This window comes from Flavobacterium sp. B183, assembly GCF_023539155.1.
GTDB classification, from domain to species: domain Bacteria; phylum Bacteroidota; class Bacteroidia; order Flavobacteriales; family Flavobacteriaceae; genus Flavobacterium; species Flavobacterium tructae.
Map to the genome: position 1 here is coordinate 3,834,208 of NZ_CP097434.1, position 25,616 is coordinate 3,859,823.

Below are 25,616 nucleotides of genomic sequence, written 5' to 3' on the forward strand. Positions count from 1 at the left end.
CAGAATCACTCCTTATATAGTATAGAACCTCAAATACCAAGCTTCGACTTCGCTCAGCTGGACAGAAACTGCTTTTATTGCATTTTCGCTCAGCTGGACAGAATTACTCCTTATATATAGGTAGTAAAAAAACAAACCCGACAGGTTTTGAAAACCTGTCGGGTTGTAAATTGCTAATTACCTAGAACTAGTCTGTGAAATTATCTAATGATTAATTTTTCTATAGATGTATTCCCATCTTGTTCTACTCTTATTAAATACACACCGCTTGGCAAGCCTAAAACATTCAATTCTGTTTTTTCTGTTTGAACAGAAAGTATTTTCTTTCCTGTCATATCAGATATCACAATGTTTTTAGGACTACTTGAAGCTGATTGTATGTGAACCTTACCTTCGGTAACCGGATTTGGATATAATACAAAACCTTCAATAGCATTAGTTGGTAGTCCCAATGTACATGTTGTACTTGATACATTTACTGTACGTGTTACTGTAGCTTGATTTTGTAATGCATCTTTTACCGTATATGTTATTACATATTGTCCCGGAGTATTTACATCAACAGTACCTGAAACGATAACCGAAGAAGTAATATCAGCATTTGTATTATCTGCAGCTGTATAACCTGGATCTGTGTACACACAACCTTTATCAATTGAAATGACTGCATTACCTAAAAGTGTAATTGTAGGTTTAGCCGATTCAATTGTCAACGTCCAATACTCAATATTTCCGCTTTGTGCCAATACATTATAAGATACTGGTCCAGTATAATTAAGTGTTGTCACTCCACTAGTCTGAATATAAGTACCGATACGCAATGTAGCGAAATCAGAAACCTGAACATTAGGTACTAAAGCGCTTAAATTAGCATTATTATTTACCTGAACTTTTACCGTTTTAGCTACAGGATCAATAACACTTGTTCCTACCTGATTAGCTACTGAATAAGACAAGATACCTGCTTTAGTATTTTTTGCATTAATATCTACCGTATAGTTAGTTTGAGATTGCTTATTCTCTGAAACAACTGTTACTAAGAAGCTATTACGGTAATCTGAAGCAGTTACTTTAGAATTAAGCTGTTTTACACCGTCAACATAAAGCTCAGCGCCTGGCGAAACTGTAAAATCTGCAACTAGGCTTGAAACATTGTAACCGAACGGTACTGTTTTAGTAGCGTTATTTCCAACAATATCTGTGTAAATTTCCTGTGGTAAACCTGGATTCGAAACTGTTTTAAAATCATAAGAAAGTAATTTACTTTCATTACTTAAACCAGTAACTACTTTCACAGTATAAGTTTCGGTAATTCCGGTATTAAAGCCAACACCTTCTACTGTTAAAGTAATTGGATTGGTAAAATCGTTTGGCGTCACTCCGTTCACTTGTGTCACACCTCCAATTTTTGCAATACTTTTCATTCCTAAAGTATAGTTAGCAATTGCATTTGTAATATCTGACCCATTGTTTAATATTACAGTAAACGTTTTGGTAGGTGCATCATAACTTGTAGATAATTGATTTACAAAATCTATTTTTTGCAATAGAACTGGTACATTCCAGAATTTACCATCTCCTAAACCATTAGTATCAGCATTGGTTACAACAGCAGTGTTATCACTTATTGTACTATCAAAAACGAACGGTTTGTCCCCTTCTGAAAAACTGTAATACGCTAATAATCCTGGTTCGTTTCCAACGTATTTCGTCGTTGAATTTGCAGCAATTGTTGCCTGATTACGAACTCCTGACCAAATACGAACTTCATCAATATTACCATTTAAACCACGAGCTAGTCCTGTATTATTACCTACATAAGCAGGTGCGCTAGCATTTGAGCTTGCTGCCCCAGCAGTACCTGTACTGGTATAAGGAACCGAAACTCCATCAATATAAACTGTATACACGAAAGCCGGACTTACCGTATAAGCGATGTGATGCCATGTGTTTTGTTTAATGGTATTTACTCCTGTATTAATTACGTACGATCCTGTAGCAGTAGTAATAGAGATCACTAAACTATTTTCCTTATACAAACTCAAACTATTATTAGTATGAATAAACACTAACGCTGTACTCTTATCTAAAAGTCTTGCAAAAGTTGTAGGTTGTTTTTGATTTACCCAAAGCTCATAAGTATAATTACTAGTAAGATTCAATGCCGCTGTAGCGTCTATTTTGATAAAGTCATTTACTCCATCAAAAGTTCCAGTCACATTTACAGGATGATTTGCAGCATGCGAAAGACTTATTGACTTAGCATCATTTAAAGGATCGGTATCCCCTGACAGTTTAGTGTAAACCTGAATTGTATAATCACCAGGTGCTCCTAAATCTGCTTTAGTAGTAAATACAATAGGAGCTGTTCCACCTGCCGGAATTGAAGTTGTCTGATTTTGAACTACTTCAGCTCCTCCATTAATCTTGTAAGCAACCGGGAAATTATTAATAGCTACTGTTGAATAATTACGAATTACAGCTGAAACTGTCACAGGAGCATTACCTGGTTTAATTGGTGCTGAAATTGCATCAATACTAGCATCGGCAGCTGTAAAAGGTAGTACGTTAATAGTGTACTCCTCTACTTCAAAATCACTTCTTGAACTTGTTAATCCATCAAAAGTTGGCCCAAGATTCACATTGAAATATTCTGAAGGTGAACGGAACATATGAAGAACACGCATTAATTTCTCGCCAGAAGTCGTGTTAGCCGGAATAGTAAATCCTCCTGCTAATGTAGCATTATGTCTAAAATAATGTGTACTTGTTGTTGATGGTATAGCAGGTGCCGCAGAAGTTGGAGTAGTGTTTACCCAAAAATTCCCTGCATAAAATTCATCTGTCAGATTACCATCTCCATTCAAGTCAATAACAACCATTGTGAAAACTCCCGTTGCAGTTGCTGATAAGTCTCTGGTTATTGGTGTTTCGGTTTTTGTAATTGTTGCTTCTGGCTGATAAGTAAAGCCAGCATAAACCGGAATTTTTATGTTTTTAAAATCTGAATACGCTGTAGTTCCAGAATTATTAACCACATCATTCCATTTGAAGCGCGAAATAGCATATCCATTTGTATTGGTGTGAACCGGTAATTCGTTTTTATTGTACACTACTTTTTCGACTGCATCGTTAGCCGCATTTGCATCCGGCAAATCAGCTCCCGCTTTGATAGTATAAGTAGCATCTACAACTGATAGATCTGCTTTAGTTGCAAAAGTGAAATTTACAGTAGCATTAGCTCCTATAGTTGGAACAGTTTCTGTAACTTTTGCTCCTCCGTTTACCTGATAAAATACCGGATGATTGGTCAAAGCAGTCGTTCCTAAATTACTAACTCTAATAGTCACATTGTGTGCATTAGTCTTTTTACCTAAAACTTCAGGTGTAGTAATTGAAACTACAGATACATCTGTTACTGTTGGTTTCACTACACATTCTATATCAGCAATCCATCCTAATTCATTTGTATTACTGTCTGAAGTAAATCTAAAAGTCAACTCCCCTCCTGCAGCTGTTGACGTTAATGAAGGAGGTAAAGTATTTCCTGTAAAGGTACCTAATAAAGGAGCAGATGTAGTTGTTCCGTTGTACACATATAAGTAGTCATAGTCCTGCTCCACATTAAAGGCAGAAAAAGTTACCTTAATACTATTTCCAGCTGTTGCAGGTTTAAAAGTAATAGTTTGCGTAAGATTATCTCCATAATTTGCATAACGCGAACCACTATCTGTAAATGTCGCTGCACAAGTAGATGCCGGAGCAGCTCCGCCCATTAAAACATCAGTTCCTGTATTACGAACACTTCCCACTAACGTATTATTATCTATAACTGTATCACCTGTATAATTTACATTTCCAACTACTTTATAAAGTTTTGGTGTTGAAAAATCTGCTTTTTGTACAAAATCATAAGATACTTCAGTAAAAGGATTAATTGGTCCCGGAATAGTTTCAATCACTTCTGCTCCACTATCAATTTTATAAGAAACGGGTACATTGCTTACCGCTACAGGAGAGTGATTGAATACTTTTACTTTTACAGTTTCACTGGCTGTAATTCCTGCATTTGGAGTTAATGAAGTTAATTCAACATCCGTCGCAGTTGCCTCAAAAATAGAAACATTATCAATAAAAACAGAATTGTAAACGTTATCATTCGCTATTACTTGCACATCGTTATCCATAACCGATTCAAAAGCTACACTAAAGATAGTTCCCGCATAAGCCGATAAATCGTATAATAACTCTGTATTACCTGACGTAGCTGTTCCACCGTAAACACCTATATTTTCGTAACTATTCACTGGAGTTCCGTTTACAACAAGTCTAAAGAAGTTTTTGTTTGGTAGTGGTGAAGCACCAACTGTAGTCCAGATTAAATTAAATTTAAGTCCAATTGTTTTACCTGTCAAACTTGTAGCGTCGATATCACAAAATGAAACTTTCTTAACAAAATTAGAGTTGTTAGCAAAAGCATTTGCCGATGTGCTTGCTGCCCAAGGAGAAGCTGATACATCACCTGATCCGGCCATTTTTGCTCCGTCTACAAAATCTGCATTAATATACTCATACTTTACTACACCAGTTGTTCCTTTTGAAAAGACATAATTTGCAGCTTTTCTGGAATTAAAGTTCTCTGTGAAAGGAAGAGTCGCAGCACTTACCACAGCTTTAGAAACCGGCTCAACGTTTACTGCCCTTACTCTTTCAGAAACAATTCCTGTTGCGATATCAATGGATCTTACTGAAAACCAGTTATCTTCTCCAACTGATACTGCAAAAGTATAAGTCGGATCAGTTACTGTTGCAACAACATCAAAGTTGTATCCATTCATTTTTAGCACTTCATACTTTGCTCCCGGAATTGGATCCCAATCCATTTTATAAGATGAAACACCACATGCTGATGGCGCTATCACTAAATTTTTAGGCTCTGTAATAATATTGAACACCTCTCTTGAAGTGTCTACTTTTGAACCTGCAATTACTCTTACTTTTGCATTAGCCACAATTCCTGCAGGAACTTTCCATGCAAAATTTCTCGCAGCAGAAGGAACATCTTTCGCTATAACCTGGTAGTTAATCCCTCCATCAACAGAATATTCGATTGTAAAAGGTTTTGCTTCTCCTTCATAGTCCCAACGAATGTACTCTGTAGTATCTGTATTAAATTTCTCTCCTCCGATAGGATAAGTTAAAACTAATTCAGGAGCTACTAAATCATACACTACAGAAAACTCTTGTGTACCAATAGGCACTCTAGTACCGCTAACGATAATTTTATACGTTCCTGCAGCAGGATTATCCAAAGTGATTTGTTCAATATTATTTAAATTGTCCACTCCGCGAACCGCATTAGCATTTGGTGTTGTAGCATTTAAAACCCAAGGCAAAGTGGTTACACCGTCTTTTACAATTTTCACATCCAAATCGTTTACCAAAACAGAAGAGGCTCCTGGTGTTCCCTGCAAATCTGTGTAAGCAAGTAACACTTTTAAAGTCACTAATCCTGCCGGTACAACAATTTCTTTCTCATAGCTTTGACCGTTAGCTACTGTGTTAGAATAAAACGTTTTATTATCTAAAGCTCTAACAGCTCTAAGACCATTTAAATTTCCGAAACCATATTTATAGTCAGGACCAGGATTTCCAGCGTCTTTAGAAGTTCCTGTCACTAAGGCCTTCATTAAAGATGCTAATGGTTTTGTCCCGTAAATATTCTTGTATCTTTCATACAATAAAGCAACTGTACCTGTAGTTCCAGGAGTAGCCATAGAGGTACCACTCATGATCTGATACGAATTGCTATAATCTAATGAATACACATTTGTACCTACAGCAGCAATTTGAGGAACCAAACGTCCATCGATAGTTGGCCCAAAACTACTATAAGAACTGATTAAATCATCAGGATTATTTGCCGCTACATGCAGTGCATTTTTTGAATTTTTTGTTGATGTGTTAAATCCGCTAGGGTATGCTGTTTGTGCATTTCCATTCGAATAAATATTCAAAAGATAAGGAAATAAGACGGTAACATTATCGTCACCACGATCTCCGGTATCGTATCTTCTGGTATTATAACCTGAAGTTAAATTTACTCCATACGAATTTGATGTTAATTCAATACCATCTTCATTCGCGGCTTTCACTCTTTCTTGCTGAACGCTTAAACCGTTAGACTGAGTATTAAAATTCCAACCGTACATTTGTACTTCCGGAGCCATACCTCTTGCCTTAGGATCCAATAAACCGGCACCGCCAATAGTACCTGAAACGTGATCTCCATGTGAAGAATTTGATTCGTATTCTCTATTGATAACTCTGCCAGTATGATCTTTGTGAGGTTCAAGGTTACCATCCCACACACCAATTTTCACTCCTTTACCAGTTAATCCATAACCAAGACCAGGAATAGTAGATCCCAAAACATTTGCTTTATGCGAAGTTACACCCGGCTTATTATCACTTTCTACCGGTGGAGCAACCAAGTCAATGTTTTGTACCCAATTGAATTTTGCTACCTCTTCTAACTTTTCTTTGGAGGCTTGGATATAAATTTCATTAAACGTTGTATCGTTATTAGTGTTTTTTAAAAACAAGCCTGCTAAATCCTGCTCAACACGCTTGCGATCAACGCCTTTAAAATAGCTCACAACAACTTTAATTCCGTTACCACCTGCTGCAGCATAATCCGGGATAGCGTTATCCACAATCATAGGATCCAATTTATATTTCGGATCGACTGCAATCACTGCTCTTATGTTATCAGAAACACTGCTTTTGTTATAAAACTCAGGAGCAATTTCTACATAATAAGCGTTATTCGATAAATAACTAAGTAAAGTTATTCCTTGTGTTTTCAACTTTTGTTGTTCTTCTACAGAAGGAATTTTTGTAAACTGCAGCAAAGTATACTCTGTTTTCAGGCTCTGCTTAGCTGTACTTTTTTTGTCTTTAAACTGCTGTTTAAAATTTGAAGTAGTTGTGATTTTGTTTCCATTTAAAGAAATTACAAAATCACTTTCTGATGTCTTCTGCGACCAAATGGGAATGGCCACTAATAACACCAATAGTGTAAGTAGTTTTAATCTCATAAATAAATTGGTTTTTGGTTAACTTAGTGGTTGTTAAGATCGTAAACCTACAAATTAAACTATAATTAACAAATTATATTCCCAGTTAATTTGTTAAAAAAACAAAGTAATCATCGTTTAACTACAAAATATATAACAAAAAACACTGATTTTACGGGCTGTCAGAGAGAAATCTCAGTTCGCAAAAATAAGTAAGTATATTCTCTTAAACCTAAGTTAACCTTGTAATCCAAAACTTAAAACAATAAAAAAAACCTACAGAATTATCTGTAGGTCTTTATCAATTATGCTTTAAATAAAATAGTGCTATTTTTCGACTTTAGTCTCTTTTGCTTTTGTTTCCCAATGATTCATCAAATCATCATAATTTACAGGATTTGCTGCTTTTTGATTCACGAGTTTTCCGGAATCAAATGCCCTGACCAGAATCGTTTCAATTAAATAATCCTCATTGGATTCAAATGGCTTGTATTCCATTTTCAGACTAATGTCGAATAGACTTGCCGTTGTATTAGACACAAAAGCTTTAAAACCACTTTTTAAGGTTTTGATTAATTCATAGGTCGTTATTCCAGTCTGCCTGTGAACAAGCTTGACTAAAATCTGTCCTTGTTTACGGGAAAGTTTTTTAAGTCTAGCTTCAAATTCGTTATTGAGATAATCTTCTACAATCTTAAAGTATTTTTTCTTTTCGCGGTTGGTTTTCAAGCGCGCCATTCCGTTATTCAACGCTGTTAATCGATCAGCTGCAAGTCTTGCATACGGGTATACTTTGTAAACACGGTTTTGAAGAATCGCAAATTGTTTTTGTGCTTCGGGATCCAGCTTTTCCTTCGAAATAATAATTTCGGGCAGTTCAATCGTGTCATTCAAAATAGAATCCTGTTCCGTTAATATGTAACCCATTTGCTCATTCTCTTTCGGTTTCACCTGAGCCTGACTTGTTAACGAAATCAATATAAAAAATAAAATAGGGGCAGTAAATCTCATCGAGTCATAATTTAAATGTAAAATTATATATTTATATACAACTCTGATACCAAATTTATAAATTAGCAAAAAAATATTTTTATGAGCACAAAATCAATCTTAAATGATACCTCAATTGCTTTCCTGGAAAGCTATCTCAATAATGCCTCCCCTACGGGCTACGAAAGCGAAGGGCAAAAACTTTGGATGAATTATCTAAAACCTTACGTAGACACTTTTATTACGGATACTTACGGAACGGCTGTGGGAGTTATTAACCCCGATGCTCCATTCAAGGTAGTTATTGAAGGTCATGCCGATGAAATTTCATGGTATGTTAATTATATCACCGATGACGGTTTATTATACGTAATCAGAAATGGTGGTTCAGATCATCTGATTGCACCTTCAAAAAGAGTGCACATTCATACTAAAAAAGGAATTGTAAAAGGTGTTTTCGGATGGCCAGCCATTCATACCCGTTTGCGCGATAAGGAAGAAACACCAAAAATCAGTAACATCTTTATTGATTTAGGTTGTGAAACTAAAGAGCAGGTTGAAGCATTGGGTGTTCATGTAGGATGTGTGATTACCTATCCGGATGAATTTATGATTTTGAACGAAAATAAATTTGTATGCCGCGCGATCGACAACAGAATGGGTGGCTTTATGATTGCCGAAGTAGCTCGTTTATTAAAAGAAAATAATAAAACACTACCGTTTGGTTTGTACATCGTAAATTCTGTTCAGGAAGAGATTGGTCTACGCGGAGCTGAAATGATTGCTCAGACTATTAAACCTAATGTGGCTATTGTAACTGATGTTTGTCATGATACTACCACTCCCATGATTGATAAAAAAGTAGAAGGAGATCTAAAAATGGGGAAAGGACCGGTTATTGCTTATGCCCCGGCTGTACAAAATAAACTGCGTGATCTTATTGTTGATACTGCCGAAGAGAAAAAAATACCGTTTCAGCGTCATGCAACATCGCGTGCTACCGGGACAGATACTGATGCTTTTGCTTACAGTAATGGCGGTGTGGCTTCGGCATTAATTTCCCTGCCTTTACGTTATATGCATACTACCGTAGAAATGGTACAAAGAGAGGATGTTGAAAATGTGATTCAATTGATTTATGAATCCCTACTGAAAATTGAAAACAACGAAACTTTTTCTTATTTTAAATAGGTCCCTAGTGATTAGTAATTAGTCCCTAGCCTTTTGTGAAAAGTAAGATGTAAAATGTGAGATGTGAGGTGCGTATCGTCTGCTAAGAGTGATTAGTCTGTTGCTTTTACATTTTACTTTTTACATTTTACTTTTTACTTTTTACTTTTTACATCTCAAATCTCATAACGCAAACAGAACACTATGAAAATACTCCTGCTCGAAGACGATTTTACCTTATCGAAAGAAATCTCTGCATTCTTTACTTCAAATGGATTCGAGTGTTTTTCTTATTATGATGGTTCATTACTATTGAAGAAGTATTTCCCCTATGAATATGATTTAATTATTCTGGATATTAATGTTCCCGGAAGTAATGGAATTGAAGTGTGTAAAGGTATTCGGGAAGTCGATAAAAAAACTCCGATTATTATGCTCACTGCTTTTAGTGAAATTGAGGATAAACTGGCTTCTTTTGATAATGGAGCCGACGATTATCTGGTTAAACCCTTTCATTTTAAGGAACTGTATGCCAGAAGCACTTCTCTACTACGTCGAAAAGAAATTCCACAACAAGTAGAAACTAAAATAACGATTGCAGATCTGGAAATTCTGGAAAGCGATATGAAAGTGTTTCGATCAAACGAAGAAATCAAACTTACTCCTAAAGAATTCAAGCTCATTTTAATCTTGGCCCATGCCAAAGGTAAAGTCTTATCGAAACAATTTATTGCTGAAAAACTTTGGGATTATCACATCGAAACCAATCAGAATACCATTGAAGTTTATATTAATTTTTTAAGAAAGAAAATAGACAAGGACCATACTGTTAAACTTATTCGTACCAAAGTGGGTTACGGATATTATTTAAGCGATCAGGAATGACTTTAAAAAACCGAATATCACTTTTAGTAAGTTTATTATTTACAATCCTTTTCGGATTGGCTTCTACATTGATATTTGTTTTATACTCTAATTTTAGAAAAGAGGAATTTCGTGATCGATTGGAAATTAAAGCTCTTTCAAACATTAAACTTCTCGTTAACGTTAAAGAAGTCGACGATCAGCTTTTAAAAGTTATTGATCAGAATTCCATTAACCAACTGTATGATGAGAAAACACTGGTCTTTGATTCTAACTTCAAACTCATCTACAGTAGTATTGACGATGCCAAGATTAATTGGTCAATTGAAGATCTGAAATACCTTAGAAAACATAAAACATTCTTTAAACAGCAGGGTGATTACGAAGTATATGGTGTTTTTTATGATACAAAAGACAGGGATTTTTATGCTCTGATATCTGCCACCGACGATTATGGTAAACGAAAATTACTTTTCCTAAGGTATACGCTTATTATTTCCTATATCTTTTTTACTTGTATCTGTTGGGTTCTAACCTCTTTTATGGTTAAAAAAGCCATGAGCCCGTTAAATATTTTTCACCAAAAAATAAAAAATATCAACGAGAATAATCTCGATACTCGTGTTGCTTCAAAAAACAACAAAAATGAAATTGATCTGATCGCCAATGAATTTAATTTCATGATGGATCGAATTGAAGTTTCCTATCAAAAACAAAAAGAATTTACAGCCCATGCCTCACATGAGTTGAGAACTCCCCTATCCAGAATTACCTCACAGATTGAAAATACAATTGCAGATCCAGCAACATCTGACAAAGGAAAAAACTTTCTAAAAACGATATTGTCAGACATCAATCAATTGACTGAATTAATTAATTCGCTATTGATCCTTTCTAAAATAGACAATAAGAAAAACGAAAACAAAGAAGTTCATCGTATGGATGAAATTTTGTTTTCGGCTATTGAAAATCTGAACAAAAGTTATCCGGAATTTCTAATTTTATTTGAAATAGAAGAAAGCAACAATCTGGATACCGCTTTAGAAATAAATGGTAATAAGAACTTATTGGAAATTGCCATAAGCAATATCCTGAAAAATGCCTGTGTTTATTCAGATAATAAACAAGCCAAAGTAATTATAAGTACGCAGGATGATCACTTAGTCATCTCCATTTCAAACACAGGACAAACCTTAAACGAAGAAGAACAAAAAAATCTTTTTCAGCCTTTTATGCGTGGTAAAAACTCGAAAGGCACTACTGGCTTTGGTCTTGGATTAAGGATTGTTCATCGCATTCTCACACTTCACAATGCGTCAATAACCTACAGTGTTCCAGATATTAACACGAATTTATTTCAGTTATTTTTTCATTTGTAATTTATTTTAAGTTATTTTTAAGGTAGATTTTAAGGTCTCTTAAAGTCCCGTGATAGCATATTTGTATAAATTAAATTTGATACAATGAGAAAACTCTGTGCATTCCTACTTGTACTTATCGGTCCGGTAGTTTTGGCTCAAAAAACGGTCAGCCTTCAGGACTGTGAAAGCCAATTCCTTAAAAACAACCTCTTTTTGTTGGCATCACAATATAATATTGATGCGTCAAAAGCATTAACTATTCAGGCCCGGATTTGGGATAATCCGTCACTAACAGCAGAGCTGAATGCTTACAACCCCGAAAGAAATCAATATTTTGATATTGGCAAACAAGGGCAAAAAGCATTTGGTATCGAGCAGTTGATCTATTTAGGCGGAAAAAAGCGCAATGAAATAAAACTGGCGCAAACCAATGAACAATTGGCCGAGTTACAGTTCAATGATTTACTGCGAACTTTAAAACTTCAATTGAGAAAGAGCTTTTACACTGTATACTACAACAAAAAAAGTCTCGAAACTACTGACAACCAGCTAGCGCATATCGAAGATTTGATAAGCTCCTACTCTATACAGGTCGAAAAAGGTAATATTCCTTTACGAGATCTTGTTCGTCTGCAATCGCTTTACTTAAACTTCAAAAATGAGCGTATGGAGGTTGTCAATGAAAATATCGAAGAACAGGGCAACTTAAAACTATTACTAAATTCTACCGAAAATGTAGTTCCGGAAGTTACTAAGGAAGAATTTAATAAGTATACCAAAACCATCCCTTTTGATCTTAAAACATTTCAGGATGAAGCCATTGCAAATCGCCCGGACTATTTAGCCAAACAAAAAGATATCGAAGCCAATGAAATCAATGTAAAATGGCAAAAAGCCCTTTCTGTTCCTGATATCACCGTTGGTGCCACTTACGATCAGCGCAGTGGTGCCTTTAACAGAGAAGCCAATCTGACACTAGGAATTCCGCTACCTCTTTGGAACAAAAACAAAGGAAATATTAAGTACGCAAAAACAATTCTCGAGCAATCAAAAATTGAAAAGCAAAATTTTGACCTTCAATTGCAAACCGAAATTACAACTGCATGGAACAAATGGGAAGAATCCCGTAAAAACTATGTGATCATAAAACCTACTGTTAATTCAGATTTTGAAGCAGTTTATAAAGGAATCTTAACCAATTTCCAGAAACGAAATATCAGTTTATTAGAATTTACTGATTTTATGGAAAGTTACAATCAGGCTTCTGTTCAGGTAAATGAACTCAAGAAAAAAGTTATCCTTTCGGGTGAAGAACTAAATAGTACCATCAACAAAGACTTATTCTAAAACTAAACAAAATGAAATATAAACTACTATTAGGAATTGTTCTCGTAAGTTTATCAGTCCTAAGCTGCAAAAAAGAAATTGAAAACCCAAGCACTAATACTTCTTTTGCTTTAAGCGAATCGATGCTAAAAACGACTACCACAGCAGAAGCAAAAACACAACCGGTAAAAAATGTATTGAGCTTTTACGGAAAAATTACGGCTGATAATAACAAAATGATTGATGTTTATCCTCTCGTTGGCGGAAACGTAATCAAAGTAAATGTCGAACTCGGAGATTATGTCCGCAAAGGTCAGGTTTTGGCCACCATAAAAAGTACTGATATTGCTGATTTTGAAAAACAATCCATTGATGCCAAAAATGATTTGTTGGTTGCTAAAAATCATCTGAAAGTAGCTCAGGAATTATTTGACGGAAAATTAAACTCTGAAAGTGATGTACTTCAGGCGAAATCAGAAGTAAATAAAGCGCAATCGCAATTGAGTAAAGTTCAGGAAACCTATAAAATTTACAATATCAAAGCGGGGTCTATTTACGAAGTAACGGCCCCAATTAGTGGCTTTATCATTCAAAAAAGCATTAATCAGGACATGTTATTGCGAAATGACCGCTCCGAAAACATCTTTGATATTGCCGAAATCAGTGAAGTTTGGGCGTTAGCCAACATCAACGAAATTGATATCAACAAAGTAAAACTGGGTATCGATGCTGATGTTACCACGCTAAGTTATCCTGATAAAGTTTTCAAAGGAAAAGTAGATAAAATCTTTAATGTAATTGATCCCGAAACTAAAGCCATGCAGGCACGTATAAAATTGGAGAATCCCGGGTACATGTTAAAACCTGATATGAATGCCAATATCAAACTATCTTACAATGAAGGTGATTCTATGATAGCCGTACCCAGTAAAGCAATTGTTTTTGATAAGAGTAAAAACTTTGTCATGATTTTCAAAGACCGCAACAACATTGAGACCAGACAAGTAGACGTATACAGAGTCGTTGGTGATGTAACCTACATTTCAAAAGGCTTAAAAGACAACGAAAAAGTAATTACCAACAATCAGTTATTTATTTATCGCGCTCTAAACGAATAAATACATGGAGAAATCTGTAAAAATATTGAGTTTTGCCACACTATTTATTTCAACACTATCTTTTTCACAGGAAACAGATTCGATTCGAAAATATAGTCTGGGTTTTCAAATGACATCTATATACCAGTACCATCCGGCTTTTCATGCTAATTATTCAGGTACCAATAGTATGTCTCCTAAAGAAGAAGGCGCTTTATCCTTAACATCAACCTTATACCTTGATGTTCCGCTATGGAAAGGAGCTACCTTGACCTTTAACCCTGAAATGTCAGGAGGTCAAGGTTTGTCTCAGGCAAGAGGATTGGGAGGCTTTCCTAACGGGGAAACCTTTAGAATTGGAGATGCCAAACCCGTTGTTTATGTAGCAAGAATGCTTTTAGAACAAAAGTTCCAGTTTAAAAACAACCAATCATTACAACTGGTTTTCGGAAAATTTGGGCTAGCTGACTATTTTGACAATAACTCCTATTCACACGATCCCAGAACACAGTTCTTAAATTGGGCATTAATGACACATGGAGCTTGGGATTATGCCGCAAATACTCGAGGATATACAGATGGATTGTACGCTAATTATCAGTTTGATTCCTGGCAGGTAAGAGCTTCTATAAGTGCTTTACCTACTTATGCCAACGGACCGAACGTTGAATTCAGTTTTAAAAATTCCAACGCAATAAACGTTGAAATTGAAAAACAGCTCGTCTTTGAAAATAATGATACGGCAACCTTAAAACTATTGGGCTTTCGAAATGTTGCCGGAATGGGGAATTACGACGAAGCCAATTCAAATTTTATAACAATGCCTGACATAAAAAGTACCAGACAAAATGGGCGCACCAAATATGGCATTGGTTTAAACATGGATTATACGCACGGAGATACTTGGGGATTGTTTGCCCGAATGAGCTATAATGACGGTAAAAATGAAACCTGGGCCTTTACCGAAATTGACCGATCGGCACAGTTAGGAATGCATTTGAACGGAAAGATGTGGAACCGAAATAAGGATTTTGCCGGTATTGCCATAGTGGCTAACGGATTATCCAATTCGCATAAACAATATCAAAAACTTGGCGGAGATGGTTTCATGATTGGTGACGGTACTTTAAACTACGGTATAGAACAAATTGCAGAAGTTTTCTATTCGTTCTTAGTACCCAATACTCATATTACTCTTTCCCCGGATTATCAGTTTGCCATCAATCCTGCCTATAATAAAGACAGAGGTCCGGTACAATTTTTTGCCTTGCGGTTTCATACAGAATTCTAAGCGGAAATATATCATATAAAATGCTTCAGAAAAAAGCATCATAAATAAAAATTCATCCTTAAAAATACTTTTTAAAATGAACAAATTCATAAGAAACATTATAGCTTTCTCCCTTAAAAATAAGGCCTTTACCTTTTTCTGGGTGGGATTATTGGCCGTAGCAGGATTCATTTCTTTCAAGAATATGCCAATCGATGCTTTTCCGGACGTAACCAATACCCAAATTATCATCATTACTCAATGGAATGGGAAAAGTGCCGAGGAAGTCGAACGTTTTGTAACCTCACCTATCGAGATCTCAATGAACTCGGTGCAAAAGAAAACCAGCGTTCGCAGTATTACAATGTTTGGTCTGTCAGTGATCAAAATTATTTTTGACGATGGAGTCGATGATACTTTTGCACGTCTTCAGGTCAATAACTTACTAAAAAATGTATCTCTTCCCGACGATGTAGAACCGGATGTTCAGCCGCCTTATGGACCAACGGGTGAGATTTTCAGATATATTGTAAAAAGTGACAGTAGAGACAGTAGAGAATTGTTAACCTATCAAAACTGGGTAATAGACAAACAACTTCGTTCTGTTCCCGGTGTTGCCGATCTAAACGTTTTTGGAGGGCAAACTAAAACCTATGAAGTTGGAGTTGATCCGATAAAATTAGCCAAATACAACATTACACCACTTCAGGTTTATAATGCTGTAAATGGTGGCAACCTGAATGTTGGTGGTGACATCATCGAAAAAAATGGTCAGGCCTTTGTTGTTCGTGGAGTTGGTCTTTTAAAATCAATCCAGGACCTCGAAAATATTATTGTCGACGATGCCAAAGGAAACCCAATTTTAGTCAAGAATTTAGCCACTGTGTATGAAAGTGCGATGCCAAGAGTCGGACAAACCGGTTTAGCGAAGAACGATGATGTTGTTGAAGGTATCATCGTCATGCGAAAAGGCGAAAATCCACAAGAAACTTTAGCTTTAATTAAGGCCAAAATACAAGATCTGAACGATAATGTGCTTCCAAAAGACATTAAACTAGTAACCTTTTACGATCGTGATAATTTAATGAACTTCACGACGGAAACCGTTATGCACAACTTATTTGAAGGAATCATTCTGGTTACCTGTGTGGTATTCCTTTTCATGGCCGACTGGAGGACCACTTTCACCGTTTCGATTGTTATTCCGCTTTCCTTATTATTTGCCTTCTTATGTCTTAAAATGATGGGAATGAGCGCTAACCTGTTGAGTTTAGGTGCGGTCGATTTCGGGATTATTATTGATGGTGCTGTAGTTATGGTCGAAGGCTTATTCGTAGTTTTAGATCATCGGGCACATCAACTGGGAATGACGGCCTACAATAAAATAGCAAAAGGAAGTCTGATTAAAAAAACCGGAGCAGAAATGGGTAAAGCCATATTCTTTTCTAAGTTAATTATTATCACAGCCCTGCTTCCTATATTCTCTTTCCAGAAAGTAGAAGGAAAAATGTTCTCACCTTTGGCGTATACCCTTGGTTTTGCTTTAATGGGAGCCTTACTATTTACACTAACATTGGTACCTGTTTTATCACATATTTTATTGAATAAGAATGTGAAGGAAAAAAACAATCCGTTTGTTAATTTCTGGGATCGAATAGTAAGTAAAGGTTTTGCGTGGACTTTCAAACACAAGGTAAAAGCGCTTGTAGGATCTATAGCGCTTTTAGTAACGGTTTTCTTCTCGGCTACCTTTTTAGGAACCGAATTTTTACCTCAGTTAAATGAAGGTGCCTTATGGGTAACAGCCGAATTACCGATGAGTACATCATTGCCTGAAAGTGTTAAAACAGCAGCGATGATTCGAAAAGATTTGGAAAGTTTTCCCGAAGTTAAAAATGTTTTGTCGCAAACCGGAAGAAGTAACGACGGAACAGATCCGAATGGTTTCGGCTTTATACAGCTTCAGGTGGATTTAAAGCCAAAATCAGAATGGACGCGAAAAATAACAATGGACGAACTAATTAACGAAATGGACGATAAATTAAAAGTTCATCAGGGAATTACGTATAACTACTCACAGCCCGTAATTGATAACGTAGCCGAATCTGTTGCCGGTTTTAAAGCCTCGAATGCCGTAAAAATTTATGGAGATGATCTTGACAAATTGGATGAACTATCAAATGAAGTCTTGGCACAGATTAAAAACATCCCGGGTATTAAAGATGCCGGAATCCTACGAAATGTTGGGCAACCTGAAATTAGTGTTGTTCTGGACCGAGATAAAATGGCTGCTTACGGTGTAACGCTGAGTGATGCACAGGCCGTTTTAGAATTAGCATTTGGAGGAAAAACAGCTACTCAAAAATATGAAGACGACAAAAAATTTGACGTGAGAGTACGTTTTTCAAAAGAGTATCGTAAAGATGAAAATGATATCGCCGAACTTAAGGTTCCAACGATTAGCGGAATTAAAATTCCATTAAAAGAAATATCCGATTTAAAGACTATCACAGGTCCTGCTTTTATCTATCGAGATAATACCAAGCGTTTTATTGGGGTAAAATTCTCGGTTCGTGATCGAGATCTGGGAAGTACCATTGCCGAAGCACAGGCAAAAGTAGCTAAATTGAAACTTCCAACAGGCTATACTGTTGGCTGGACAGGGGAATTTGAAAATCAGGTTCGTGCCAGTGCCCGATTGGCGCAAGTGGTACCGATCAGTTTAATTGGGATATTTGTGCTCTTATTCATTCTGTTTGGAAATATTAAAGATTCGCTTTTGGTTCTGGCTAATGTTCCGTTCGCCATTATTGGCGGAATCATTGCCCTGCATCTTACCCGAATGAATTTTGGAATCTCTGCTGGTGTTGGTTTTATCGCATTACTGGGAATTTGTATTCAAAACGGTGTAATTCTGATCTCTGAATTCCATCATAATTTAAAAGCGAAATTCTCACTCGAAGAATCTATTTTTATGGGAGTAAAAGCCCGTACAAGAGCTGTTGTGATGACCGCGTTGATGGCTTCGATAGGTTTAATGCCAGCCGCCATTTCTACCGGAATTGGTTCTGAATCACAAAAACCGTTGGCCATTGTAATCATTGGAGGTTTAATTACAGCAACGATTCTAACCCTTTTGGTATTTCCTATAATCTTCTGGGTATTCAACCGCAAAAAACATGTTCCAATTGAATAAAAATATTGAAGATAGATTAATTGGTTAAATTAATTTGATTAAGTTTTTTTCGAAAAAAGCATCATTATTTTTAATGGTGCTTTTTTTATATCATTTCAGGAAAAGAAATACACCTCCTTTCATTAAATCATTTTAAATCTCTGTGATGCTCTGTGTGCGCTTTGTGTGGCTTTGTGTGGCTTTGTGGAATAATAATAGAAACAAGACATCACCCCTATAAAATGAAAAACGACCTTCTGCTCAAGGAAGGTCGTTTCATATACTAACTCAAAACTAGATTTAAACTTCTAAACTCTTATTTTAAACCTTTTAAAATGGCTATTGCATCTGTCGCATTCGATAACTCTGCATATTTCAAAGCGGTAAAACCTTTCTCATTTCTAGCAGAAGCATCAGCTCCTTTTGCTAATAATACTTTCAAAATATCCACTTTGTTATAACGTGCAGCGATCATTAAAGGTGATAAACCTTCTGACATCTCGTTTACGTCAGCTCCATATTCTAATAATTTTTTAACGAAATCTAAATCTCCTTTACTAACTGCCACATTTAATGGTGTTGAGAAACTATTTACGATCTCTAATTGTGGTTTCACAACTGTTGTGTGATTTGATGCCATTGAAACATTTGCAAATGCTACTAAAGCTACTCCTAAATAAACGATTGAATTTTTCATAATGATTGATTTTTTAATTGATTGATTGATGATGATTTTTAAATTCTTTGTAAAGGTAATTTATTCTCATGTATTATGCATAACAAAGTACCATGTTTTAACTAATTCTTAACATTCAATTAATATAAGCTGTAAAAAGTAATTTGAATGTTAATTGTCAGCTTTCTTAATAGACGCCGGAAGATTCGATTTGTTACAGTTTACAGTAAAAAAATATAAAAAATCTTATTATTTTTTTTCATGGCATTAAATAAGAACCGTAACTTTTTTAACTTTACGAAACAAAAAACTCTGCAAACAAAGGTGTTACACTTTTAATTACAGAAAAGAAAAAACTAACAACCTAAAACCACAAACTATGAAGATCTTAAAAAGAATTCTAATTGTTTTAATCCTGATCGTTGCTATCGTACTGATTGCAGCTAATTTTATGCCTAAGACTTATGCCATAGAAAGAGAAATCACCATTAACAAACCTGTTGACAGCGTCTTTAAATATGTCAGATCTTTAAAAAATCAAAATGAATTTAGTGTTTGGGCCAATCTAGATCCCAAAATGAAATCTACTTATACAGGAACCGATGGAGATGTTGGATCAGTATCTGCCTGGGAAAGCACAGTAAAAGAAGTTGGTGAAGGAGAACAGGAAATCACGAAAATTACAGAAGGAAAACGCATTGACTTTGCTTTACGTTTCAAAAAACCAATGGACGATACAGCTGTAGGTTTTATGTCAACGGAGACTGCACCGGGAAATCAGACTAAAGTAAAATGGGGAATCAGCGGTGTTATTCCTTATCCAATGAATATTATGCTGCCAATGATGAAAATGGACCAAATGATTGGCAATGACCTGCAGAAAGGTCTCGAAAATTTAAAAGCCAAAATGGAAGGATAAAATTTATAGAATCTTTTTTATATAACAAACCCGACAGATTTTTAAAATCTGTCGGGTTTAGTAATATGGTAGGTATAAAAATTATTATTTTCCTGAAAGGTACTCTAATACATTTTTATTGATACGTTGATCAATATTATCAATATCTGCTTTTACGAACTTTTCTCCCAGAATATTTTCATACAATTCGATGTATCTTTCGGAAACAGATTGAATATATTCGTCACTCATATCCGGAATTTGCTGTCCTTCCTGCCCCTGAAAACCGTTTTCGATCAACCAGCGGCGTACAAACTCTTTAGACAATTGTTTTTGCTCCTCTCCTTTTTCCTGTCTTTCCTGATATCCATCCGCATAAAAGTAACGGGAAGAATCCGGTGTATGAATTTCGTCAATTAAAACGATTACACCTTCTTTTGTTTTCCCAAACTCATATTTAGTATCTACCAAAATTAAACCACGGCTTGCCGCAATTTCAGTTCCTCTTTGAAACAAAGCACGGGTGTATTTTTCTAAAACAAGATAATCTTCTTCAGAAACAATTCCTTTTGCCAAAATGTCTTCGCGTGAAATATCTTCATCATGAGAACCGTTATCTGCTTTTGTAGTAGGCGTAATAATAGGCTCCGGAAATTTATCGTTCTCTTTTAACCCTTCAGCCATTGTAACTCCGCAAATTTGTCTTTTACCGGCTGCATATTCACGTGCAGCGTGTCCTGAAACATAACCGCGAATCACCATTTCTACTTTAAAAGGCTCACATAAATGTCCCACAGCTACATTTGGATCCGGAGTTGCAATCAGCCAGTTTGGTACAATATCCTGAGTTAACTCCATGAACTTTGTAGCAATCTGATTCAAAATTTGCCCTTTATACGGAATTCCCTTTGGCAAAACCACATCAAAAGCCGAAAGTCTGTCTGTTGCTACCATTACTAAAAGATCGTCATTGATGTTGTAAACCTCTCTTACTTTTCCGCGATAAACCGATTTCTGATTTGGGAAACTAAAGTTTGTAGTTGTGATTGTATTACTCATTATCTAGTGTTGTGTTGTTTTTTATGAATGCAAATTTAAAACTAATTAAAAGAAAAAAAGAACCTATTCAGATTCTTTTTTTTAGTCACGGTCTCAGTCGCAGTTACCGGTTTGTAAACTGCTACTGTTATTCCTTTCCGCATTTGTTAATTCCATATGTAAAATCGGATATGGTTTTCCGCAACCGTCTACATCAGACATCGATTTTACTTCAAAACCAAAATGCTGATAGAATTCCAAAGCTTGTATATTATCTTTATTAACATCAACTTTTGTTACATTTAAATTTTGAATGGCATACAGTAAAAGTTCTTTTCCAATACCTTTTCCTATTTCATTTGCCGAAACAAACAGCATTTCCAGATTTTCATCATTCGTGCCCATAAATCCAACAATCTCCTTTGTACTATTCTTTATACAATGTAGTGTTACATGGTCAAAAAAACCAGGGATTATTGTTTTATAAAATTCAAAATCTTCATTCTTTAAAAAATCATGTGTAGCTTTCACTGAAGATTCCCAAACATACATCAAAGCTTTGTACTCACTAATTTCTACTTTATCAATCACTTTATCTTTATTAGAAGTTACTATTCTCTTTTAATCCTATAATTCGTTTCAATTCTGCTTTAAAATGCAAAGTCCCCTTTCATGATACATAAATGGGGACTTTACAGCTACTAGCGTATATTTTATTTTTTCAATAAAGTAGCATTAAACAAGTTTAAAATCCTGCTGTATTCGTCAATCCAGGAATAGGTCTCTTTAAATCCGTGAGCCTCCACAGGAAATGATGCCAGACTCCAATTCTTTTTCTGAAGTTCTATAAAACGTTGAGACAAACGAACAATGTCTTTGTATTCAACATTATCGTCTACCATTCCGTGTAACATCACTAAATTTCCTTTTAGATTATCGGCATAATAAATAGGTGAACTTTTTTTGAAGGCTTCCGGATCTGTTTCAGGAAAGTTTAAAATATTTCCGGTATATCCGTGATTGTAATGTGCCCAATCCGTAACAGAACGTAAGGCAGCTCCTGAGGCAAATTCACCCGGAGCAGTCAGCATTCCCATTAAAGTAATAAAACCACCATAAGATCCTCCATAAATACCCACTCTGTTGGCGTCAATACCGTATTTTTCAACCAAATATTTTTTTCCATCTAAATGATCAGACAAATCTTTTCCTCCCATAAAACGGTAAATTCCGGTTCTGAAATCACGACCGTAACCATCACTTCCTCTATAATCTATGTCCAAAACAGTATACCCTAAATCAGTCAATAAATTATGGAACATATATTCTCTGTGATAATTACTCCAGTAATTGTGCGCATTTTGCAAATAACCTGCTCCGTGAACAAAAATGATTGCCGCTTTGTTGGCATTTTCCGTTTTTGGAGTGTATAATCTGGCGTTTACAGGAGTTCCATCCTGAGCTTTGAAAGTGATTACTTCCGGTTCTCTCCACTTGTATTCTTTAAAACTTGCAGAAACTGAAGATGATATTTGCTGTAAACTCGCATTCTTTTTATTGTCAGCAATATAAAAATCCCAAGGAATATTTTTATACGAATAACGTACTAAAAGTGATTTCTCGTCCGGAGAAACTACTACTTCATGTGCTCCGTCTTTGGTTAAAACAGGTTCCAAAGCACCACCTGCTGCAGGCAGTTTATAGAAATTTCTATTCCCCGGATGCGTTGTATTGGTTGTTAAATAAAATGTTTTTTTATCGTTAGACAAGGCTACATCACGAACTTCCCAATTTCCTGTAGTCAATTGAGTCTTTTTCCCTGATTTTAGGTTGTATGTGTACAAATGTGAATAACCAGTCGCCTCAGATTGGAAATAAATAGTTTCATTGTCTGCTAAAAAACCTAAAACTCCGGAATCAAATGAATAGGATGGAATTCCAGGGCCTGCGATCCACGCATCGTCATGCTGATGTTCGATTTCTTTAAATGTCCCGTTCTCAAGATTCAGATTCACCAACCATCTGTCTTTGTTGTCCTGACTTCTGATCTCTACAATTGCTGCAGAACCATTCTCGTTATACACAGGAGCCTGAGCTGTAATAAAACGATCTTCCTTAGCTTTATTTTTTAAGTTATCGTACGTTTCATAATATTTCGGATTGTCCTGAATATGACTTAAAGTCGAAAAATTAACATAATAAACCGTGTCTTTGGCCACAGAATAAATTCCCAATTTAGTCTTTACCAGATTGGCTATCGAAACTTTTTGTTTTGTATCAGGAGTTTGGTTATAACCGTCATCTGTTATAAAAACCTCCATCTTTTCTTTTTTATTGTCTGATTCTTCAGCCAAACTAAAAGTGGCAAAATTTCCGTTTGGATCTGCTTTTAAATTGTAAAAGTTGTCTTTTCCATAAAAATATTCTTTTGCAAAATCAGATTTAACGGCTTTGCTTTTGGCAAGATTCCATTGTTTTTTAGCCGCAGCATCTCTCACAAACTGAAACAGTTCTTTTTGCTGTGTCTTTAAAAAAGACTCTTTATCAGGCGTTTTCTCCTTTTTTACTCCTTTTTTAAAGTTTGTTAACTGCAAAACGGTTCCTTCTTTTGCATTGTACTTGAAAATGTTATCATTCTGTTCAAAGAAAACAATCCCTGAAGTCGCCCCAAGTTCAACATTTGAAACCGGAGTGCTTTGCTGAATAATTTTCTTAACTGTTTTTGTGCTGATGGAATACGAGTACAAACCTCCTTTGTCGCTGTAATACACTACGTCTGAAGTTGGTTTTCTTTTAAAATCCAGCTTAGAAAAGGCGGCTTCTTTTGGCTCTACCAAAGTTGGCTTTGCCGCTCCTTTTTGCCAGGAATAGGTATTTGCACCCAAATCATTGGTTGGATTCCATTCGAAATATACTTTTTTACCGTCTAAAGACCAGCGTCCGTAAGTCGGTTGATTTCCAGTAAAACCTTCCCCTTTCATTATTTCTTCTAATTTCAGAGTTTGGCTATTGCCTGAAATAGATAGCATAAAAAAGGCAAGAATAAAGATGTTTTTTGTCATGGTATAGTTTTTTGATAAAACAAAAATACACTTTGAAACTTACTAAAAAAATGTTTTTACAACTTCAAGCAGCCAATCCATAAAAGAGATAAAAAAAAAGCCTTCAAAAACATATTTTGAAGACTTTCAGATTCTTTGATTGTAAAACTGTTTAAAACTTAAAAGCAATACAGCAAATTCTTATTTTTAATCCATTACGAATTCTTTATTCAAAATCTTAGAAGCAATGTAATTGGCAACACCGTCCTCTGCATTGGTTTTAATTACCTCCAGATCAGGCAAAGTTTCCTTTAGCAAGACCGGAGCATTACCCATAATTAAACCTTTTCCGGTTGCAGATAACATTTGTACATCGTTAAAACCATCACCAAAAGAGACTGCCTCTTCTAAAGAAAAACCTTCTTTTTCTAAAACACGCTGAATTGATACAGCTTTATCAACCGATTTGTCCATGAATTCCAAACAGGTTGGCAAGCTAAATGCATGGTGTAAATCACTGGATGAATTTGCCAAAATCGCCTCTTTTAGGGCTACCAGTTTTTCATGATTCTCATGCGAGAAGAAAATTTTAATGGCTGCAAAATCTTCCAGCGTTTTATAATCTACCAATTCAGGGCGGTATTTTAATTCAGCCTGAAAAGCATTTAATCGCTCATTAATTCTATTCGTCTGCCAAACGTTTTCTTTGAATAAAACTACTGTAATTTCAGGATCAATCTCGACATCTAAAGCCGCTTTTACCACATCACTTTTTAAATCGAATGCAAAAAGCTCTTCTCTTTCAGGGGAATGAATCCTTGCTCCGTTTGAACTCACCAGATAAACGGGAATTTCAAGTGTTTCAATAATAGCCATGGCATCTAAATGATGACGGCCTGTTGCTACGATAATAAGATAATTTTGATGGTGAAGTTCCTGAAAAATGCATTTGGTATAATCTGATATTCTGTGTTGAGGGTTGAGTAACGTTCCGTCTAAATCGGTTACTACAACTTTTATATTTTTAAGCTTCGTCATATTAAAATTCAGGTATTTATGAATGACAAAATTACGGCTTTGCTTGCAGAAGAGCAAAAATTACCCGCTTCGAAAGCTTCAAAAACAGCAAGTTTATTATATATTTAACTATTACGTTAACTATTCCATTTTAAATATTCAAACTTTAATAATTCCGTTTTTGTATAAATGGAGAGCTTGTCCTATAATTTGTTCTATTCTTTCTACAGGTAAATCTTCTTCAGGATCAAAAAGCATAATTTTCATTCTGGATCGGGCTTCCTGGAGTAAAAAAGGTTCATCAAAGTGTTTTCCTTCTACAATTCCGATATACGGTTTTTTGTATTTTTTATGCGTCCATAAGTAACAAAACATTTTCCCTTTATAACAGAAGAAAGGCATTCCGTATTTTAAAACATGAGTAATCTCTTTGTCCTGTCTTAAGATAATCTCTTTTAAGGCCAAAAAGACTCCTTTCCCGGGTTCTTCTTGTTTTAGGTAGAAATCATCTAGTTGTTTCATTTTACTATTAATTTAAAATCTGCATACCTTAATTAAAAAAAATATTCGTTTTACACCTCTCTAATTAAAGAGTAGGTATAAAACGAATATTA

General features: G+C 35.4%; 16 protein-coding genes. 8 read left to right on the forward strand and 8 right to left on the reverse strand.

The window, feature by feature from the left end; all coding sequences use genetic code 11:
• Positions 1–200: 200 nt before the first annotated feature.
• Both M4I44_RS16205 and M4I44_RS16210 read right to left on the reverse strand, forming a co-directional pair.
• On the reverse strand, positions 201–7,100 hold the full coding sequence (locus tag M4I44_RS16205; protein WP_249965372.1) for a S8 family serine peptidase: 6,900 nt from the start codon (positions 7,098–7,100) through the stop codon (positions 201–203).
• A gap of 306 nt (positions 7,101–7,406) precedes the next feature.
• Positions 7,407–8,090 carry a DUF4294 domain-containing protein gene (locus M4I44_RS16210; protein ID WP_017496378.1) on the reverse strand — a complete coding sequence of 228 codons (684 nt, stop codon included), beginning with the start codon at positions 8,088–8,090 and terminating at the stop codon, positions 7,407–7,409.
• An 81-nt stretch (positions 8,091–8,171) separates the two neighbouring features.
• Here M4I44_RS16210 and M4I44_RS16215 point away from each other — a divergent pair, with 81 nt between their 5' ends.
• From M4I44_RS16215 to M4I44_RS16245, 7 genes are all read left to right on the forward strand, one after another.
• On the forward strand, positions 8,172–9,260 hold the full coding sequence (locus M4I44_RS16215) for a M42 family metallopeptidase (protein WP_249965373.1): 1,089 nt from the start codon (positions 8,172–8,174) through the stop codon (positions 9,258–9,260).
• A 183-nt stretch (positions 9,261–9,443) separates the two neighbouring features.
• On the forward strand, positions 9,444–10,124 hold the full coding sequence (locus M4I44_RS16220; RefSeq protein ID WP_017496380.1) for a response regulator transcription factor: 681 nt from the start codon (positions 9,444–9,446) through the stop codon (positions 10,122–10,124).
• Positions 10,121–11,482, forward strand: coding sequence for a HAMP domain-containing sensor histidine kinase (locus tag M4I44_RS16225; protein WP_249965374.1), 1,362 nt, complete (start codon positions 10,121–10,123; stop codon positions 11,480–11,482). Before M4I44_RS16220 ends, M4I44_RS16225 begins: the two co-directional genes overlap by 4 nt.
• 84 nt (positions 11,483–11,566) lie before the next feature.
• Positions 11,567–12,811, forward strand: a complete 1,245-nt coding sequence (locus M4I44_RS16230; RefSeq protein ID WP_070905699.1) for a TolC family protein — start codon at positions 11,567–11,569, stop codon at positions 12,809–12,811.
• A gap of 11 nt (positions 12,812–12,822) precedes the next feature.
• The gene (locus M4I44_RS16235) at positions 12,823–13,908 is read left to right on the forward strand and encodes an efflux RND transporter periplasmic adaptor subunit (protein ID WP_249965375.1); all 1,086 of its coding nucleotides are present in this window, start codon (positions 12,823–12,825) and stop codon (positions 13,906–13,908) included.
• 4 nt (positions 13,909–13,912) lie between these two features.
• Positions 13,913–15,178 (forward strand): carbohydrate porin, encoded by a 1,266-nt coding sequence (locus M4I44_RS16240; protein ID WP_249965376.1) that lies wholly within the window; start codon positions 13,913–13,915, stop codon positions 15,176–15,178.
• A 76-nt stretch (positions 15,179–15,254) separates the two neighbouring features.
• Positions 15,255–18,353: an efflux RND transporter permease subunit gene (locus M4I44_RS16245; RefSeq protein WP_017496385.1), complete on the forward strand. Its 3,099-nt coding sequence runs from the start codon at positions 15,255–15,257 to the stop codon at positions 18,351–18,353.
• Between the two features lie 295 nt (positions 18,354–18,648).
• Here M4I44_RS16245 and M4I44_RS16250 read toward each other — a convergent pair whose 3' ends face one another.
• Positions 18,649–19,029, reverse strand: a complete 381-nt coding sequence (locus M4I44_RS16250) for an ankyrin repeat domain-containing protein (RefSeq protein ID WP_017496386.1) — start codon at positions 19,027–19,029, stop codon at positions 18,649–18,651.
• Positions 19,030–19,387: 358 nt separating this feature from the next.
• On the opposite strand from M4I44_RS16250, the gene M4I44_RS16255 reads away from it, so the two are divergent.
• Positions 19,388–19,927, forward strand: coding sequence for an SRPBCC family protein (locus M4I44_RS16255; protein ID WP_249965377.1), 540 nt, complete (start codon positions 19,388–19,390; stop codon positions 19,925–19,927).
• Positions 19,928–20,011: 84 nt separating this feature from the next.
• Here M4I44_RS16255 and M4I44_RS16260 read toward each other — a convergent pair whose 3' ends face one another.
• From M4I44_RS16260 to M4I44_RS16280, 5 genes are all read right to left on the reverse strand, one after another.
• Positions 20,012–20,965 carry a phosphoribosylaminoimidazolesuccinocarboxamide synthase gene (locus M4I44_RS16260; protein WP_070905695.1) on the reverse strand — a complete coding sequence of 318 codons (954 nt, stop codon included), beginning with the start codon at positions 20,963–20,965 and terminating at the stop codon, positions 20,012–20,014.
• A gap of 93 nt (positions 20,966–21,058) precedes the next feature.
• Positions 21,059–21,535 (reverse strand): GNAT family N-acetyltransferase, encoded by a 477-nt coding sequence (locus tag M4I44_RS16265; RefSeq protein WP_249965378.1) that lies wholly within the window; start codon positions 21,533–21,535, stop codon positions 21,059–21,061.
• 122 nt (positions 21,536–21,657) lie between these two features.
• The gene (locus M4I44_RS16270; protein WP_017496390.1) at positions 21,658–24,006 is read right to left on the reverse strand and encodes a prolyl oligopeptidase family serine peptidase; all 2,349 of its coding nucleotides are present in this window, start codon (positions 24,004–24,006) and stop codon (positions 21,658–21,660) included.
• Between the two features lie 186 nt (positions 24,007–24,192).
• The gene (locus M4I44_RS16275) at positions 24,193–25,023 is read right to left on the reverse strand and encodes a Cof-type HAD-IIB family hydrolase (RefSeq protein WP_249965379.1); all 831 of its coding nucleotides are present in this window, start codon (positions 25,021–25,023) and stop codon (positions 24,193–24,195) included.
• A gap of 138 nt (positions 25,024–25,161) precedes the next feature.
• A complete protein-coding gene (locus M4I44_RS16280) occupies positions 25,162–25,524 on the reverse strand; it encodes a DUF1801 domain-containing protein (protein WP_249965380.1) in 363 nt (120 codons plus the stop codon).
• Positions 25,525–25,616: the final 92 nt, after the last annotated feature.